Source organism: Halomonas sp. AOP7-B1-5, assembly GCF_052353045.1.
GTDB lineage: Bacteria > Pseudomonadota > Gammaproteobacteria > Pseudomonadales > Halomonadaceae > Vreelandella > Vreelandella colorata.
This window is the reverse complement of record NZ_JBQTDC010000011.1, coordinates 23689-42050: the sequence shown is the minus strand read 5'-3', so window position 1 is coordinate 42050 and position 18362 is coordinate 23689. Positions and strand designations below refer to the sequence as shown.

At 52.9% G+C, this 18362-nt stretch carries 13 protein-coding genes; 9 read left to right on the top strand and 4 right to left on the bottom strand.

Annotation, left to right across the window (positions count from 1 at the left end; genetic code table 11):
• The first annotated feature begins 6 nt into the window (after positions 1 to 6).
• Positions 7 to 318, top strand: a complete 312-nt coding sequence (locus tag ACT3XD_RS07795) for an HP0495 family protein (RefSeq protein ID WP_018917305.1) — start codon at positions 7 to 9, stop codon at positions 316 to 318.
• A complete protein-coding gene (lipB, locus tag ACT3XD_RS07790) occupies positions 319 to 969 on the top strand; it encodes a lipoyl(octanoyl) transferase LipB (RefSeq protein ID WP_192537851.1) in 651 nt (216 codons plus the stop codon). It abuts the gene before it with no gap.
• 127 nt (positions 970 to 1096) lie between these two features.
• Here lipB and lipA read toward each other — a convergent pair whose 3' ends face one another.
• Positions 1097 to 2149: a lipoyl synthase gene (gene lipA / locus ACT3XD_RS07785; protein ID WP_192537852.1), complete on the bottom strand. Its 1053-nt coding sequence runs from the start codon at positions 2147 to 2149 to the stop codon at positions 1097 to 1099.
• A gap of 198 nt (positions 2150 to 2347) precedes the next feature.
• Positions 2348 to 3334: a LysR family transcriptional regulator gene (locus tag ACT3XD_RS07780; RefSeq protein ID WP_192537853.1), complete on the bottom strand. Its 987-nt coding sequence runs from the start codon at positions 3332 to 3334 to the stop codon at positions 2348 to 2350.
• Between the two features lie 228 nt (positions 3335 to 3562).
• Here ACT3XD_RS07780 and ACT3XD_RS07775 point away from each other — a divergent pair, with 228 nt between their 5' ends.
• The 6 genes from ACT3XD_RS07775 to ACT3XD_RS07750 all read left to right on the top strand — a co-directional run bounded on the left by ACT3XD_RS07775 (position 3563) and on the right by ACT3XD_RS07750 (position 11539).
• Positions 3563 to 6250 carry a DUF3141 domain-containing protein gene (locus tag ACT3XD_RS07775; RefSeq protein ID WP_192537854.1) on the top strand — a complete coding sequence of 896 codons (2688 nt, stop codon included), beginning with the start codon at positions 3563 to 3565 and terminating at the stop codon, positions 6248 to 6250.
• A gap of 367 nt (positions 6251 to 6617) precedes the next feature.
• Entirely contained in the window at positions 6618 to 9245 is a 2628-nt protein-coding gene (topA, locus tag ACT3XD_RS07770; protein ID WP_192537855.1) for a type I DNA topoisomerase, read from the top strand.
• Positions 9242 to 9703 carry a DUF6586 family protein gene (locus ACT3XD_RS07765; protein WP_192537856.1) on the top strand — a complete coding sequence of 154 codons (462 nt, stop codon included), beginning with the start codon at positions 9242 to 9244 and terminating at the stop codon, positions 9701 to 9703. The genes topA and ACT3XD_RS07765 overlap by 4 nt, the downstream gene beginning before the upstream one ends.
• Before the next feature lie 89 nt (positions 9704 to 9792).
• Positions 9793 to 10257, top strand: a complete 465-nt coding sequence (locus ACT3XD_RS07760; protein WP_192537857.1) for a 2-hydroxyacyl-CoA dehydratase — start codon at positions 9793 to 9795, stop codon at positions 10255 to 10257.
• A gap of 178 nt (positions 10258 to 10435) precedes the next feature.
• A complete protein-coding gene (locus tag ACT3XD_RS07755) occupies positions 10436 to 11065 on the top strand; it encodes a L,D-transpeptidase (RefSeq protein WP_192537858.1) in 630 nt (209 codons plus the stop codon).
• A 210-nt stretch (positions 11066 to 11275) separates the two neighbouring features.
• Positions 11276 to 11539 carry an Lpp/OprI family alanine-zipper lipoprotein gene (locus ACT3XD_RS07750; RefSeq protein ID WP_018917296.1) on the top strand — a complete coding sequence of 88 codons (264 nt, stop codon included), beginning with the start codon at positions 11276 to 11278 and terminating at the stop codon, positions 11537 to 11539.
• Positions 11540 to 11634: 95 nt separating this feature from the next.
• On the opposite strand, the gene ACT3XD_RS07745 is transcribed toward ACT3XD_RS07750, so the two are convergent.
• A complete protein-coding gene (locus tag ACT3XD_RS07745; RefSeq protein ID WP_192537859.1) occupies positions 11635 to 12762 on the bottom strand; it encodes a L,D-transpeptidase family protein in 1128 nt (375 codons plus the stop codon).
• 82 nt (positions 12763 to 12844) lie between these two features.
• Entirely contained in the window at positions 12845 to 16294 is a 3450-nt protein-coding gene (gene mfd / locus ACT3XD_RS07740; protein WP_192537860.1) for a transcription-repair coupling factor, read from the bottom strand.
• 355 nt (positions 16295 to 16649) lie between these two features.
• Between mfd and ACT3XD_RS07735 the strand changes: the two genes are divergently transcribed.
• The gene (locus ACT3XD_RS07735) at positions 16650 to 18110 is read left to right on the top strand and encodes a glyceraldehyde-3-phosphate dehydrogenase (RefSeq protein ID WP_192537861.1); all 1461 of its coding nucleotides are present in this window, start codon (positions 16650 to 16652) and stop codon (positions 18108 to 18110) included.
• The last annotated feature ends 252 nt before the right edge of the window (positions 18111 to 18362 follow it).

Genomic DNA, 18362 nt, shown 5'->3' with positions numbered 1-18362 from the left:
CAAATTATGAAAAAAGGTGCCAACGATGGGTTTCGCGATCTGCGTCAGCCGGCAGTGACCGAGCCACCCAAGATTACGTTTCCCTGCGATTATCCGTTGAAAATTGTCGGCGATGCCGCTGATGATTTTACCGCCTGTGTTTGTCAGATCGTGGTGCGCCATGCGCCGGATTTTGATGAATCTACACTAGAAGTGGTCGATAGCCGAAACGGTCGTTTTCAGTCAGTGCGCATCACGATTAATGCGACCAGCGAACAGCAGATAAGCCAGCTGTTTGATGAGCTGAAAGCTACAGGCCGTGTGCATATGGTGGTGTAAATGAGCGATGACTCGCCCATTGAGCTACACCGCTTAGGACGTAGGCCTTACCTGCCTGTGTGGGAGGCTATGCGCACGCTGACCGATACGCGTGATAGTGATACGCCCGATCAGTTCTGGCTGGTAGAGCACGACCCGGTGTTTACCCAGGGGCAGGCAGGTAAGCCTGAGCATTTGCTGATGCCGGGTGAGATTCCTGTTGTGCAAACGGATCGTGGTGGGCAAGTAACCTATCATGGCCCCGGGCAGGTCGTACTGTATCCTCTGCTTGACGTTCGCCGTGCGAAAATAGGCGTGCGGGAATTGGTGTCAGCGCTGGAGAATGCGGTGATTGCGTTACTTGCCGATTATGGCATTAGCGCCCATGCAAGGCCTGACGCCCCAGGGGTTTATGTAAAAAGCCCGATCGGTGAAGCCAAAATAGCCTCTCTGGGGTTACGCATTCGGCGTGGCTCAAGCTATCACGGCGTAGCGCTCAATGTGGATGGGGATCTTTCCGCCTTTCAACGTATCAACCCTTGTGGCTACGCGGGTATGGCCGTCACTCGTCTGGCAGACTTGGCAACGCTGCCCAAGGAGCACAACGTAGGCGAACAGCTGGCGCATTCACTGGCCATTCAGCTAAGGCGAGTGTTGGTGGCTATCGATTAGCGAAGCACCGCTTGTATAAATGCCACCGCTCATGCAGACGTTAGATGACGTGGATAAAAAGAGGCCGCCGCGATAAATAATATTCGCGGCGGCCTCTTTTTGTAAGCTTACATTATGCTTCGCCGTATCAGCCTACATTAAGTGCAGGGATAATATTGGGGTTAGACTCTTGGCCCGGGATGGCGGCCGGAGAGGCGAGTCCTAGATTATTCTTCTCAAACACTCGGTCGGCGCGGTAGCTTGAACGCACCAGCGGTCCTGAAGGTACTTCCATAAAGCCTTTTTCCAAGCCCAGGACACGATACCGATCGAACTCTTCAGGACTTACCCAACGCTCAACCGGCAGGTGGTTTTTTGTAGGGCGTAAATACTGGCCTAAGGTGACAATATCAACGCCAATTTCGCGAAGATCATCGAATGTCTTGAGTATCTCTTCGTCCGTTTCACCAAGCCCTAGCATGATGCTGGTTTTGGTAATCACATCAGGACGATGCTTTTTAGCATAGGCCAGCACGTCCAGCGTTTTGCGATACCCGGCACGTGGGTCGCGTACTCGGCTTGTCAGCCGTTCAACGGTTTCAACATTCTGCGCAAACACCTCAAGGCCTGAGTCCACCACGCGCTCAATGGCAGCTTGATCACCATCAAAATCGGGTGTTAGGGCTTCAACGACGACGTCTGGCGTGCGCGCTTTGATAGCCCGGATACAGCTGGCATAGTGGGTGGCGCCACCATCGTCGAGATCATCACGATCAACCGATGTCAAAACGATATAGCGAAGCCCCATCAGCTCAACCGATTTGGCGGTATTTTCGGGTTCTTCATGATCCAGCCAGCCTTTGGGGTTGCCCGTATCGACTGCACAGAAACGGCATGCACGGGTGCACACAGACCCCATCAACATTATGGTGGCTGTTCCGTTGCTCCAGCACTCGCCCATGTTTGGGCAGTGAGATTCAGCACAAACGGTACTTAGGCGGTGCTCCGCGACGTTACGCTTAACGGCTTCAAAGCGCTCGCCACCAGGGATTTGAGCGCGCAGCCATTTGGGCTTGCGGTCAAGCGATGGGGCTTCAGCCTGTGCACTGCGCACCTTCATGCCATCTTTGATCGCCGTCGTGCCGTGTTCATTACGGAATTTCTGACCGCTGGGAACACGCTGTGTGGGGTTGTTGCTCATAGGAATAGAGCCTCTCTACTGTGCGGCAGGCAGGGCTTATCATAAACAGTAAGCGCTTGCCCCCCAATCATGCCGATTAATACGTTGCCTAATGCGTTGCTAATTAATACATGTTGCTAATTAATACATGTTGCTAATTAATACATAGGTAGTAGGAGGTAATGTAACATAACTGGGGAATAACAAGACACCGCCGGGTTAGCTTGAAAGCATGGGTAAGCAGGCCACGCCATGACTTGGCAAGGGGCTTGCGGGCCCTTTGAAGTGACGCTGATACTCGGCTAAATGCTCACGCACGAAGCGTAAAAAGAGTTCGGCCACGGGCGTGGGAAAACGTTCACGCTGATAAACCATGCACCAGGCTCGACGAATGGGGAAATCAGGTAGCGACAGGGCAGACAGAAGTCCTTGCTCAAGCTCCAGCTGTACGGCTAAACGCGGTAGTACCGCCACGCCTAAATGGGCCATTACGCCTTGCTTGATGGCTTCGTTGGTACCCAGCTCAATGCAGTGGGGCAGGGCGACTTTCTGATAGGCGGCCAGCTGTTCAAAGGCGTTACGTACTCCCGAGCCCGGCTCGCGCATCAAAACATAGTGGCGGGCGAAGTCAGTCAACGTGGGCGAGAGCATATCCAGCAGCGGGTGCTCAGGCCATACCACCGCCACCAGCTCATTATCGAGAATAGGCATTACGGCCAAACGTTCATCCTCGGGTACCATCGCCATAATCACCAGGTCATCCTGCTGCTCGGCCAAACGTTCAAGCGCCTGACTGCGGTTGCAGACCTTTAAACGTACATGAATATCGGGGTAGCTTGCGCGAAAACGTGCCAGCAGGTACGGCACAATATATTGGGCTGAAGAGACAGCAGCCAAGTTAAGCTGCCCGGTAATCTTGCCGTTGATATTCGACAAATTCATTTGGAGTCGTGAGAGCTGCCCAAAGATTTCCCGCGTGGACAATGCCAGCGTGTCTGCCGCAGGCAATACGTGCAGGGTTTTACCGGCATATTTGAAAAGGGGTTGGCGCAGAGCTTGTTCCAGCTGGCGTATTTGCGCGCTGACGGCGGGCTGGGTGAGCCCTAACTGCTCGGCCGCGCGGGAATAGGAGCGCTGGCGATGTACCGCCTGAAATACTTGCAGCTGTCGAAATGTTAGGCGGTTAAGCAGCGTAGGGGATGACATAACAACCTCTGAAAAGACCGCTCTAGGGCGTCGAATAGCCCGGCTAGCGTTATATGCTAAGTGAAAATGCTACCACTGTTTAGTCAATTCTACCTGATATCCGACTAGTTTTAGGCGTTGCGCGAATACCCATCGACGTTCGGCGCCGAGTGGCCTAGACTATATTGCATTGCAGCATCATCAAGGCTTTTGGGTTGATTGCCAGCGCCTTCACCCTAGGGAGACCCTATGAATTTTCTCGCCAATCCTTTGCTTAACGCTAATCCGATAATGAACGCATGGAGAGGAAACGCTAATTCCTCTACTTCAATGCCAGGCAGTGAGGCACTGACCTCATTAATGGACCCGTTTGGGATTGGGCGCGCCGCTGTCGATTATTGGCGGGATAGCGTGGAGCGCAGCGTGCTTTACTGGGACGTTATGCGTGAGCGCGGCAATCAGTATCTGGAACATATGGAGCAAACCAAGCCGAGCGTGCTGGGTTTTAAAACCGAAGTGTTGCTGGATGGCCGTACGCTTCCCCAGCCGACCAACTACGAATTGCTGCGTGTGCTGCCTCCTGAAGGCACGGTCATTGATCCCCATAAGCGTCCCTTTGTCGTTGTCGATCCGCGTGCCGGGCATGGCCCGGGTATTGGCGGTTTTAAACCTGACAGCGAGCTTGGCGTGGCGTTAAAAGCCGGGCATCCCTGCTACTTTATCGGTTTTCTACCCTTTCCTGAGCCCGGTCAAACGGTTGAAGATGTCGTCGAGTCAGAAGTGGCTTTTTTGCGTCATGTGATTAGCCTGCACCCAGAAACCACGGAAAGGCCCATGGTCGTGGGCAACTGCCAGGCCGGTTGGCAGTTGATGATGGCGGCAGCGCTTGAGCCGGATGTTTTTGGACCTATCCTGATCGCGGGGGCGCCGCTCTCCTACTGGGCGGGTGAGCACGGCAATGCACCCATGCGCTATACCGGCGGTTTGACGGGGGGGAGCTGGATCACGGCATTTACCAGCGATATGGGTAACGGCTTATTTGATGGCGCTTGGCTAGTACAGAACTTTGAGCGCTTAAATCCTGCCAACACCTATTGGAAAAAGCAGTATCACCTCTACGCCAATGTGGATACCGAGAGCGAGCGGTATCTTGATTTTGAGCGCTGGTGGGGTGGGCATGTAGTGCTGGGCGGTGAGGAAATCCAATATATTGTCGATAATTTGTTCGTTGGCAACCGCTTATCGACGGCCCAGTTGGTAACTCGTGACGGGCGGCGGATCGATCTGCGCAATCTACGCTCCCCTGTCGTGGTGTTCTGTTCCCGCGGTGACGATATCACTCCGCCCCCTCAGGCATTGGGCTGGATTCGTGATCTATACGAAGATACCGATGATATTATCGCCAACGATCAAACCATTGTTTACTGCATGCATGATACTACCGGGCATTTGGGGATATTTGTATCTGGCAGCGTGTCGCGTAAAGAGCATTCTGAATTTACGGCGAACATGGACTACATCGACGTAATGCCGCCTGGGTTATATGAAACCAAGGTTACCCTGGCGTCAGAAAGCAGTGATGCCGCTCTTTATGAGCGTGACTATCTGCTGGAATTTCAGCCACGCAATTTTGAAGAACTTGATCGTGAAGTGCATCATAAGGCCGATGACGATCGGCGATTTGCCACGGTTGCGCGGATCTCTGAGATAAATTTAGGTCTGTATCGACTCTATGTCCAACCTTGGGTGCAAGCGCTTATAACGCCCGAAAGTGCACGTTTAATGCGCCGTATGCACCCGATTCGTCTGGGCTACAAGCTGTTGTCGGATCGCAATCCTTTATCGGTACCGCTGCCGGTGATGGCAGAAGCAGTGCGTAAAAACCGCCAGGAAATAAGCCAGGACAATCTTTTTAAAGCGTTTGAAATCATGAGCTCCGATCAGATTGTGGCGTCGCTTAACGCCTTTCGTGATCTTCGCGATAGCAGTTCAGAGCGGCTGTTTATGGATATCTACGGCCAACCACTGCTTCAGGCGGCTGTAGGGCTTTATGGCGATGCCCATGTGCACCGTCGGCGGCCGGGTGCCGAGCCTGAGCATCGGCGCTTCTTGGCAAGGCGTCAGGATGAGTTACGCGAGCGTATTGCCCAAGGCGGCGCCCATGAAGCGACCATGCGCTCCCTCATTTATGTGCTGGGCGGTGCTCCCGCAACGGATGAGCGTAACTTCAAGCGGCTGCGGGCTTCACGGGCTAAGCTTGAGTCTGATATCAAGCTTTCAGAATTCAAGCAATTAGTACGTGAACAGTTCTTTATTTTAAAACTGGATCGTGAGAAAGCGCTGAATACGCTGCCTGAGCTTTTGGCAGGTGAAAGTAGTAGCGCCATTGATGGGTATATTAAAAATCTTGAGCACGTGTTTGCCGCAAGCGGCGAGCTTTCTGAGCATGCCGCTGAGCGTTTTGCGCAAATCAAAGCGCTGTTTGAGAAAGCGCGGCCGGCCAAGTCCGCCCCAAGCAAAACACCTGCCGCTTTAGCTGCGCCTAAAGCGGCGGTAAAGGCTGGGCCAGCTCCAGCTGCTCAAACTGTTAGTACAAACACTGCCAGTAAGGGCGCTGCCAGTAAAAACACCGTCAGTAAAAACGCTGGTGAGAAAAAGCCAGACGAGAAAAAACCGGCCGACAAGAAGCCTGCGACTAGAAAGGCCGCGGTAACCCAAAAAGCATCCGAAGGACCGGCGGTGGTTAAAGAAGATGCCAAGCCGAGCTCGGCTGACGGTACGACCGAGAAAGCCTCAAAGGCTGCCCCGGCGGAGGCAGGTTCAAATGATCAAAAGCAGGCTTCAACGCCTACGGCCAAGCCAGCGGATGACCAGCCTGTTGAGATCAAAAAACCAAGCGCAAACGTCACTCGACGTAAGACGCCTCGAAAGCGTTAATTAGGTTTTTTTGGCTGGCTCTGCGCCCCTGCTTTTTAGCAGGGGCGTTTTGTTTATAGAAAATGGTAGGTTGCCGATCTTGGAACGTCGGTCTAGTGTCTAGCTACTTGGGTTTAGAAAACCTGATTTTAGAAAACCTGATTTTAGAAAACCTGATTTTAGAAAACTTGGTTTTAGAAAAATAGGCTTTGTTCTCTTTACCACACGGTTGTTACTGGCGCTAAGTGAAGGCCTGGGGTAGGGTAGGCGCATTTTTTCATCCGTATGTTTGTTTCGGCCACTTCAAGAGGGCCGTTAATTGCAACATCATGCGGTACCGTATTCAGAGCGTGGGCTGTCAGCCCACGCAATAGAAAAGTGGAGCACTATGGGCAAGTCACTGGTCATCGTCGAGTCGCCGGCTAAAGCGAAGACGATTAATAAGTATCTCGGCAACGATTTCATCGTAAAGTCGAGCGTGGGTCACATTCGTGATCTGCCGACCAGCGGCTCGGGCAAGGCAGCTTCCGACCCTAAGGAGCGCGCTCGCCAAGCCGCGGCAACACGCAAAATGTCAGCGGAAGAGAAGGCAGAGTATAAAAAGCGCAAAAGCCATGATCAGTTAATTCGGCGTATGGGTATTGATCCCAATAATGGCTGGGAAGCCCGCTACGAAGTCTTGCCTGGCAAAGAGAAGGTAGTGGCTGAGCTCAAAAAACTCGCTGAAAAGGCTGACGCCGTTTATCTGGCGACGGATTTGGACCGCGAAGGGGAAGCCATCGCTTGGCATTTGCGGGAAACCATCGGCGGGGACGATAGTCGCTATAAGCGGGTCGTATTTAACGAAATTACTAAAAACGCCATTCAGGATGCGTTTAAGGCTCCCGGCGTTCTGAATATTCCGCGTGTAGAAGCTCAGCAGGCGCGGCGGTTTTTAGACCGTGTGGTAGGCTTTATGCTGTCGCCATTGCTGTGGGCCAAAGTGGCCCGTGGCCTTTCCGCTGGTCGCGTGCAGTCTGTCGCGGTGCGTCTTATTGTTGAGCGCGAGCGTGATATTCGTGCGTTTATCCCAAAAGAGTTTTGGGATGTGCATGCGGATCTAGTCTCGCCAGACGGCGAAGTGGTACGCTTTGCACTCGCCAAGCAAGACGGCAAGGTGTTTAAGCCGACCTCTGAAAAAGACACCATGGAGCGAATTGCGGCGCTGCGTAACGCGAAGCTTGCGATTACCTCACGGGAAGATAAGCCCACTAGTTCTAAGCCAACGGCACCGTTTATTACCTCTACGCTGCAGCAGGCAGCCAGTGGCCGCCTGGGTTTCTCGGTCAAGAAAACCATGACCATGGCTCAGCGTTTGTACGAAGCCGGCTACATTACCTATATGCGTACCGACTCCACTAATCTCTCGAAAGATGCGGTTGAAAGTGCACGTGAGTTTATTGGTAGTGAGTACGGCGAGCGCTATCTACCCGAAGCGCCCAATCGCTATAGCAGCAAAGAGAGCGCCCAGGAAGCTCACGAAGCGATCCGCCCATCAAGCGTTGAGCGCAAGGCGACCGATTTGGTTGGTATGGAGCGCGATGCCGAGCGCTTATACGAGCTGATCTGGCGTCAGTTCGTGGCCTGTCAGATGACCCCGGCCGAGTATCTGTCGAGCACGCTGAGCGTTGAAGTGGATGGTTATGACCTGCGCGCTAAAGGGCGTGTTCTGAAGTTTGACGGCTACACGCGGGTTTTGAAACCAAGCGGTAAAAATGAAGACCAGACGCTGCCTGATTTGCCCAAAGGCACGCCAATGGCGATGGAAACGCTGGATCCTCAGCAACACTTTACCAAGCCGCCGGCACGTTATACTGAGGCGAGCTTGGTTAAAGAGCTTGAAAAGCAGGGGATCGGTCGTCCTTCTACCTACGCCTCGATTATTTCGACGATCCAGGATCGTGGCTATGTGAAGTTGGAAAATCGGCGTTTTTACGCCGAAAAGCTGGGTGATATCGTTACCGAGCGCCTGAAAGAGTCGTTTCCTGATCTGATGGACTTCTCGTTTACCGCCCGTATGGAAGATAGCCTGGATGAGGTTGCGGAAGGTGAGCGCAATTGGCAGGCACTGCTCGATGCTTTCTATGGCGAGTTTAGTGAAGAGCTTGCCAAGGCTGAGAGCGATGACGGGATGCGTCCCAACCAGCCGGTGCCAACCGATATTGATTGCCCCTCGTGTGGTCGGAAGATGCAGATTCGCACTGCTTCCACCGGCGTGTTTTTAGGCTGTAGTGGCTATAACCTGCCGCCCAAAGAGCGCTGCAAGACTACGATTGACCTGATTCCGGGTGAGGAGGCCGTGGCGGCGGATGCCGGTGAAGAGGCGGAAACCAACGCCCTGCGTGCCAAGCGTCGGTGCCATAAGTGCGGCACGGCGATGGATAACTACCTGATTGATGAAACCCGCAAGCTGCACATTTGCGGTAATAGCCCTGACTGTGATGGTTATGAAATAGAGCAGGGCAAGTTCAAGATCAAAGGCTACGACGGCCCGGTTATCGAATGCGATAAGTGTGGCTCGGAAATGCAGCTTAAGTCAGGCCGGTTTGGTAAATACTTTGGCTGCACCAATAGCGAGTGTAAGAATACTCGTAAGCTATTGAAAAGCGGTGAAGTGGCGCCGCCCAAGATGGATCCGATTCCGATGCCGGAACTGGCCTGCCAGAAAGTCGATGACCACTACGTACTGCGTGATGGAGCAAGCGGCCTGTTTTTAGCGGCGAGTAAATTCCCTAAAAACCGTGAAACGCGTCCGCCGTTGGTTAAAGAGCTAAAAGCTCATGCTGATGAGCTGCCCGAGAAGTATCACTTTATTCTCAAGGCACCCAGCGAAGACCCTGATGGTCGCCCAGCACAAATTCGCTACTCGCGTAAAAATAAAGAACAGTACGTAATGACGGACGAAGAGGGCAAGGCCACTGGCTGGAAAGCAACCTTCGAGGCAGGCAAATGGCACGTAGAGGACAAGCGTAAATGAGTGCTCGCTCGCGCACTAATCAACTGCTCTACCAAGCTGAATTGCTGGTAAGCATGCCCATTGGTGAAGACGAGCATGCGCCCGCTCGCCAGATGGCGCTCGAAGAGAGTGCCTTGGCTCTCTTTGAGTTGGCGTTGACCTCGCTGCTAAAAGAAGTAACCGAGCATGCCCGGCTGGAACATCACGTCTGGCAGGAACTGCTGGCAAGCAATGGGCCGCCGCTTGCAGAGCTACAGCGGTTGCGCGATTTGATGCGTGAGCCTGAAAGCTGGCTGTATTGGCTTACCCAGAAGCTTGAGCAGTTACATAGCAGTGATGGCGCTGCCAGACGCGCAGTAGCTAACCCGGCGATGATTGCGGTAGGTCATCAGGCAAGTCTTCACGAAGAGCTTCTCATGCACTTGCAAGCAGCAAAGCTTGAGATTGCAGCGCTCCGAGAGACCAGCCAGGAATGGTAGCTTGTGAGATAACGGAACTACCCTGATCAGCTAGTATCATAAAACAACACGATGTTGCTTTGATGATAGAACGCCAGAAGGAGGCAAGGATGCGTTATAACCAAGTCAAAGATTTAGTTGAGTGGGCGGAAGGCTTTCATAAGCGTATGGCCCTTCAATACAGCGACGCGGCGGATCAAGCGAATAATGAGCGTTTAAGCATGGCGCTGACCTACCTTGCCAGTCGTGAGTTAAGAATGCAGAAAGGCCTGAATGGTCTCTTCCATGATGGTTCTAGTCATAAAGAAGTTCTGGAAACGTGGTTTGATGAATCAAGTGAGTTTCCTGAACCGCCGGAGCTTGAAAGGCTAACTGAAAAAACGGTAGCTGGGTCTGTCGATGAAGTGACCCGTACGGCCGTTGAGGCCCATGAAAAATTGCAGTCACTATATGAGCATCGCGCTTCCAGGGCGCGTATTGAGCCTGAGGCTGAGTTTTTTGATTCCCTAGCTCAAGGCCATAATGCCGAGGCGCGAAAGCTGGTGACCAGCATGCGAGAGTTTGAAGATATTTAGCCCTGCGTTGAATAGCGTTTGGTTGACAGGGTTTGGTGTGTCTAAACGAAAAAAATCTTGTCCAAGGCCGCTGACAGACATGGCGTAAATAGGGTATAACAGCCCTTAGATATGCTTTGTTGGTCAGCCGTAAACTGGCCCGTTTTGAGAGCTAACCGATGTCTTTAGATTTAGAACTATGCCTTTAAATCGCCGCCGTTTTTTAGCCCTTGCGCTTGGTTGGCCAGTGGTGGCAAGCGCCGCTACGACAAATGCTACGTTAAATGTAGAGCCGCCTGACTTAGTTGAAACGCTGCTCTCGCGCGCGCACATACCGCGCTATAGTACCGAGCTGTGGTTGATGATTGACGATCAGGCATCGTCGCTTAGCGTTTTTCGCGGTGAAACGCAGCTTGAATATTTTGCGCCTATTTCATTGGGGCGCGCTGGTGCAAAGACGCAGCGGGTAATGGGTGATAATGTGACTCCGCTGGGCGAATTTCGCATTAATCGATTTAATTACGAAAGTCGGTGGCATATCTTCCTCGGTATCGATTATCCTACCCCAGCCCATGCACGCATGGCGCTTGAAAAGGGCATCTACTCGCAGCGCGATTACGAAGCCTATTTCGATTATTACCGTCGATATGGACATCCACCGCAAAACACGGCGCTGGGTGGGGCTATTGGAATTCATGGCATCGGCAGCGGTGATCCCGATATTCATGGCCGCTACCACTGGACTCAAGGGTGCGTGGCGGTGACAAATGAACAAATTGAGCGACTTGCTGAGCTGGTTGATGTTGGCACTCGCGTTGTGATCCGCTAGTCTTATGTTGTTGATGGAAGTTCGAGGTTTTGTACAAGTGGCTATAGACAAGCGTTGTGGTCTATTATAAAACAGCGTTTGACTGGCGTGCTCATGCACAAGTCATTGTAAAGAACCTGTATCGTGGGTAGACAATTTCTAACTAAGCAATTAGCCTGATTTTTGTTATACCCCTAACGTTGTACCCAAGGAAGACTCAAGGAGAACATTATGACTCTGAAGACTACTCTGAAAATGACCGCCGCTGCTGCTTCTCTGGCAATCCTGGCTGGCTGTGCTTCTACCAGCGCTCTGGAAGAAGTTCGCATGACTGCTGAATCTGCACAGGCTGATGCCGCAGAAGCACGCAGCATGGCTTCACAAGCTCTGAACACTGCTAACCAAGCTCAGCGCGATGCGCAAGCTGCCCTGCAGATGTCTGAGCAGAACCGTGAAGAAATGAACCGCATGTTCCAGCGTTCCATGCAGAAGTAATTCTGCTTGGACCACTGGGTAGCTATTAGACTCAGCGGTTGCTGAAGATGTAAAAAAACCCCGCCTCGGCGGGGTTTTTTTATGGATGTTATCTGTTAAGCATCTTCTTCAGCAGGCTCTGCCTGGCTAAGCTCTACTTCTTCAAACAAGCCATTAAGTTCTGCTGCAGGCTCTTCTTCTACGACAGGCTTAGGTGCCTGAGGGCCATGCAACGCAACAAAGTTGCCATCCGGTGATTCTACGGCACGTTTTACCTGCTCATAGTCCACCTCAACCTGATCTTCGGTCAGCGCATCAACGCGCTCGATGGCGGCTAGCAGGGGCTCGAAGTCACCGACATTCTCTTCAAGCTGCGGGTACGACTGCACAAATAGCGTTCCATCGGCTGCCCAGCCTGCTTTGAAGGGCGCATCCATCAAGTTGACCTTCGTGCCGCTCGGCAGGCGCTCATACAGCGATTTGATGTCTTCCGGATACATCCGGATACAGCCGCGGCTAACGCGCATGCCCACACCGTCAGGCCGATTGGTGCCATGAATCAGATAGCTTGGCATGGCCAATAGAATGGCGTGTTCGCCAAGCGGATTATCCGGGCCGGGCGGCACTACCGCTGGAGCTGGGTCGCCTCGTTCTGCTGCTTCGCGGCGCATGGAGGCGGGCGGCGCCCAGGCGGGGTCCTTTACTTTTACCGTCGTGCGGGTAAGGCCGACAGGCGTTGCAAACTCATTGCGACCAACGCTGACCGGGTAGGTTTCAACGATGCCTGGGTTATCGGCCGGGTAGTAGTAGAGGCGCAGCTCAGAAAGGTTGACGACCACTCCTTCGCGCGGTGCTGGTGGAAGAATGTATTGAGCGGGAATCACTACCTCGGTGCCTTCGCCTGGCACCCACATGCTTACTTCGGGGTTAGCCATGCGTATTTCTTCGTAGCCAATATTATGGCGACGGGCAATGTCGATCAGAGTCTCTTTGGGGTCTTCAACGGTAACCGTGTAGCGCTCACCGATGATGTCGCCTTGTTCCGGAAGCCGAAATTGCCCGCGTGGCAGTTCGTCGCGCCCTTGTTCAGCTTGAGCTGCATCGTCCAGTACTTCGCTGGCTGTCGCTACGTTATCTGCTTGCTCAGGCGCTGTTTGCGCAAAAACCGGGCCTGTGAGGCTAGCTGCCAGCAATACAGCCAAACTGGTAGGGCCCCAAAGGTTGAATTTGTGACGAATGTTCATGGTCATTCCTAATAAGTTAGTGCACTGCTAGTACGCGTAAACGGGCAAACATAGCCTGCTTGTTACCAGTTTGCCCCAAGGTTCACGCCGCCGCTACTTTTTGATTAAGGGTAGTTAAAAGTGTTTCTACTTGTTCAAAGCGTTGTTCGCTGGTTGCCATGGTAAATTCAAACCGTAAGGTATCTGAGCCATCCAGGCGGTAGTGCTGGGGTGAGGTTTGAATGAGCTTGACGAGGGTTAATGGGTCAACCTTGGTTGTGCCATCAAACAGCACTCGTCCACGGCTTTCGCCTGCCTCAATGCGGCTAATCCCCAACTGCTCAGCGCGTTGACGCAGTTTGGTTTGGCGAACCAGGTTTTTAAGGGGTTGGGGGAGCAGGCCAAAACGATCAATCAGCTCGACCTGTAGCTCCTTAAGCTCATTTTCGCTTTGCGTATTGGCAATGCGTTTATACATGACAAGCCGCTGTTGAACATCATGAATGTAATCATCGGGGATTAATGCAGGTAAGTTTAGGCTAATTTCTACGCCGGTGTTGAAGGGGGCGTCGATGTTAGGTGTTTTCCCCGCCCGAATGGCTTTCACGGCCCGGTCCAGCATTTCCATATAAAGCGTATAGCCGATGGTTTCCATCTGGCCGCTTTGCTCATCGCCTAAGAGTTCGCCTGCGCCACGAATTTCCATATCGTGGCTTGCCAGGGTAAAGCCAGCGCCCAGATCATCGGACGCGCTGATGGCCTCAAGGCGTTTAACCGCATCGCGGGTCATGGCTTTGGGGGGAGGGGTTAAAAGGTAGGCATATGCTTGATGGTGGCTGCGGCCAACGCGCCCGCGCAGTTGGTGCAGCTGCGCCAAGCCAAACTTGTCGGCACGCTCAATCAAAATGGTGTTGGCGCTTGGGACGTCAATACCGGTTTCAATGATGGTTGAGCAGACGAGAACGTTAAAGCGTCGGTGATAGAAGTCCGACATCACGCGTTCTAAGCTACGCTCAGGCAACTGGCCATGAGCCACCGCAACGCGAGCTTCGGGTACGAGTTCACGTATCTGCTCCGCGGTGTTCTCAATGGTTTTGACTTCATTGTGTAGAAAGTAGACCTGGCCGCCGCGCAGTATTTCGCGCAGTAAGGCCTCTTTAATCACACTGTTGTCACGCTGCTGGACGAAGGTTTTGACCGACAGGCGGCGAGCCGGTGGTGTCGCGATAATGGATAGATCGCGGATACCGCTCATTGCCATGTTGAGCGTGCGGGGAATAGGCGTGGCGGTGAGGGTTAAAATATCGATTTCTGCGCGAAGCGCTTTGAGTTTTTCTTTCTGGGCGACGCCAAAGCGGTGCTCTTCATCGATAATCAGTAGCCCCATTTGAGGCAGTTCGACGCTTTTGGAGAGCAGCTTATGAGTACCGATCACGATATCGGTTTGACCGCTTTTAATGCTCTCAAGCGTTTGTGTCATCTCTTTGCCCGCCGTAAAGCGTGAGATCAGGCGGATATTGACCGCCGTATCGGCAAAGCGGTCACGAAAATTCTCAAAGTGCTGACGCGCGAGTAGGGTGGTGGGAACCAGCACAACCACTTGGCGGCCTGACTGCACGGCCAAGAAGGCTGCACGCATGGCGACTTCGGTTTTACCAAACCCGACGTCGCCACAGACCACGCGATCCATTGGCTGGGGGGAGGTCATATCATCAATGACGGCTTCGATGGCAGCATGCTGGTCGGGCGTTTCTTCAAACGGGAAACTCGCCGAGAAGCGCACGTAGTCGTCGCCTGGACTTTCATAAACCACGCCCTGTTGAGCTTCCCGCCGTGCGTAAACATCCAGCAACTCGGCGGCCGTATCGCGAATTTTCTCGGCCGCTTTGCGGCGCGCTTTTTCCCATTGGTCAGAGCCCAGCTTATGCAGCGGCGCCAGCTCATCATCGGCGCCGCTATAGCGGGAGATAAGGTGCAGGCTATCCACGGGAACATAAAGCTTCGCACCATCGGCGTAGGAGAGCGCCAGAAACTCATTGGCCTGACCGCCTGCGGCCAGGGTTTCAAGCCCCAGGTAGCGGCCTACACCGTGTGCCTGGTGAACTACGGGCGCGCCTTCGCGCAGCTCGGATAGATGCCGAACCGCCAGCTCATTGTCATCGGTGGCCTTTTCACGGCGTCGGCTTTGACGGACTACCTCGCCAAACAGCTCTGTTTCGCTAATCACTGCGATAGCCGGCTGGGTTAACCATAGTCCGCTATCCACCAGGCTTTCGGTAATGGCGTAAGCGTGTTGGCTCGCCAGGAATGCCTGAAAGCTTTCAACATGCGGAGGCGACAGGGACAGCGGTGCCAGAATTTCTTCCAGCGCTTCCCGGCGTCCACGTGATTCAGCGACAAACAGAATTCGGGTGCCAGGCTCGCTGTTTAAAAAGCTGTTTAGTTCGCTCAAGGGGTGTTTTGCCCGGGCATTAATCGCCAGAGGCGGCAACGCCTTTGCTTCTGGGATTAATGCGTGGCGCTGCGTTTCATCTTCGGTCAGCTCAATGCGTGGGCGCGCCTTGATTGCCGAGAACACCTCGCTGACCGGAAAAAACGCTCGGTGTGGGGGCAGTAGAGGGCGGGTAGGGTCAACCCCCAGGTTAATATAGCGTGCTTCTATGGACTGCCAATGCTGCTCTGCGGCTTGAAAGACGCCGGGTAACAGCGCAACGCGAGTGTCAGCGGTAACGTGGTCGAAAAGCGATGCCGTTTCGTCAAAAAAGAGCGGTAAATAGTGTTCTAGGCCCGGTGACGGTATGGCTTTCAAAGCGTCGTTATAAAGTGGGCACTGGCGCGGGTCGACATCAAACAAGGTTTCAAACTGCTCACGAAAGCAGGCAATCGCACTGCGGCTGAGTGAATACTCGTGAGCGGGAAGCAGCTCAATCGTGCCTACTTTATCGGTTGAGCGCTGGCTGCCGGGATCAAAATGCCGCAGGGTATCAATTTCATCATCAAACAGGTCGATGCGAATCGGCTCGTCCATGCCCATCGCAAAAAGATCAATCAACGCACCCCGCATGGCGTACTCGCCGGGCTCATAGACCGTCTCAACTGCGCGATATCCTGCGCGGGTTAATGATTCTCTAAAATGTTCTCGATCAAGTTTAGCGCCTGCCGTTAGCGTCATCACGCGGCCAGCGATATACGATACCGGGGAGAGGCGCTGCATTAACGTGTTAATGGGTACTAGCACGATGCCCCGTACGCCGTCCTGGAGTTGGCGTAGCGTGCGCAGGCGTGCCGAAACGATATCCTGATGGGGTGAAAAACTGTCGTACGGCAGCGTTTCCCAATCAGGAAATGGCAGAACGGGAACGTCGCTGTAAAACGCCAAATCTTGTTCCAGGCGTTGGGCGCTGGCCGTGCTGGGCGTGATCACCAACAACGGTGCACTGGCGGCAGCCTGGGCTAACGCCAATGCAGACGCACTGCCGGGAGGCGCTGTCCAATAAAGCGTGTCGCGTGTTCCTTGCGGTTGGGGCGGTTCGAGCAGAGAAAATGATGGCATAGTCAGGGTATCGTTTTGCGCTGAAACGGAGATTGGATCATACACGATGACCCGTTTTCAGTCAGAGGGCTAGCCGGTACGGTGTTGCCACTGCCTATTTTGTATTTGTAGTCAAACGCCTGTTTATGTAATACCCCTACATGGTGTGCGACCATCCTTTGATTGCGGGCTGGTCCGAAGGCCGGGATAATACCCTGGTCATTTGGTTTACGACCCTGTGGTCGATACCCGATTTTTAGCGTTTATGTTTTCAGCGCTCTGGTTTTTAAGTACTGGTGTTAAGTACTGGTTTTAAAACTCTGTTTCAAAAATTTGTTTTTACAAATCCGTTTTCACAAACCTTATGAGGCCGCACGTGAGTCAGCAAGCTCCCGAGAATGTTTTTGAGCAATGGCAAAACAACCAAGCCTTGGCAGAACAGATGATCCCGCTGGTGGGGCGTCTTTATCGGCAGCACAACGTTGTGGCTACCATGTTTGGGCGTTCGTTGATCAATCAGTCGGTTATCCGAATTCTGAAAGACCACCGCTTTGTGCGTAAGATTGAAGGTACCGAGCTTTCTGTTGAAGATACGTTCCCGATTGTTGAGGCGATGAGCGCGCTTAACCTCGGTCCGGCCCATGTGGATGTGGGTAAGCTGGCGGTGATGTTTAAAAAACAGGGCGGCGGTGACCTGGATGCCTTCCTGCGTAATGAGCTGCAAGACATTATTGATGGCTACCAACCGGGTGCCAGCAAGGGCGAGCCTCAGGACGTTGTGCTTTATGGTTTTGGCCGTATTGGGCGTCTGTTAGCGCGAGTCTTGGTTGAAAAAGCTGGCGGCGGTAACCTGTTGCGGCTGCGTGCGATTGTGGTGCGCGGGCGTGGCGATGTTGCTAAAGACCTTGAAAAGCGTGCCAGTTTACTGCGTCGCGACTCTGTGCATGGACCGTTTGAAGGGACTATCTCTGTTAACGTTGAGGCACGTACGCTCACCGTGAATGGAAACGTTGTTCAGGTTATATATGCCGATTCACCTAGTGAAATCGATTACACCACTTACGGCATCAATAATGCCGTTATTGTTGATAACACCGGTATCTGGCGCGATGAAGCAGGCCTGGGTCAGCACCTTGAGTGCAAGGGCGCTGCCAAAGCGCTATTAACTGCGCCGGGTAAAGGTGATATCAAAAACATCGTTTATGGTATTAACCATCAAGCCATCGGTGAAAATGATCGCATTGTGTCGGCCGCTTCCTGTACTACTAACGCCATTGTTCCGGTACTCAAGGTATTAAACGATGAGTATGGGGTAGAGGTGGGGCATGTTGAGACGGTTCACGCCTATACCAATGACCAGAACCTGATCGATAACTACCACAAGGGTGATCGTCGCGGTCGTAGCGCAGCACTCAACATGGTATTGACGGAAACCGGCGCCGCGAAAGCCGTTTCAAAAGCGTTGCCTGAGCTTGAAGGCAAATTGACCGGTAATGCTATTCGTGTGCCTACGCCGAACGTATCCATGGCCATTTTGAACCTGACGCTGAATAAGTCGACTGACGCTGAGGCGTTAAATGATTATCTGCGCAAAATGTCCATCGACTCGGATTATCAAAAGCAGATCGACTTCGTAGACTCTGCAGAAGTGGTATCGTCGGATTTTGTCGGTAACCGCCACGCCGGTATTGTGGATGCCAAGGCAACGATTGCTAATGACAACCACGCCGTTGTGTACGTTTGGTATGACAATGAATTTGGCTACAGCTGTCAGGTAATTCGTATCCTGCAGCACATGTCCAATGTCGAATTTTTAAAGCTGCCACGCCACGCGTAACGCCTCTATATCGGTGAATTGCTTGTTAAAGTGATTTTTCATCGAGTTGTATTTTTTTTTAACGCCACCTTCGGGTGGCGTTTTTAATTGTAAAATCAATAGCCATTGGTAGGTGTATAACACTTTTGGGGGGCATCAGGGATGTGGTCATTGGCCGCGCTTATCTTTATAATGCGTAAGATTTTTCGGGGTGGTTCAAGCAGTGCTTGGGCCTGACTGGTAACAATCTGACAGAAAATAACAATTCACTGA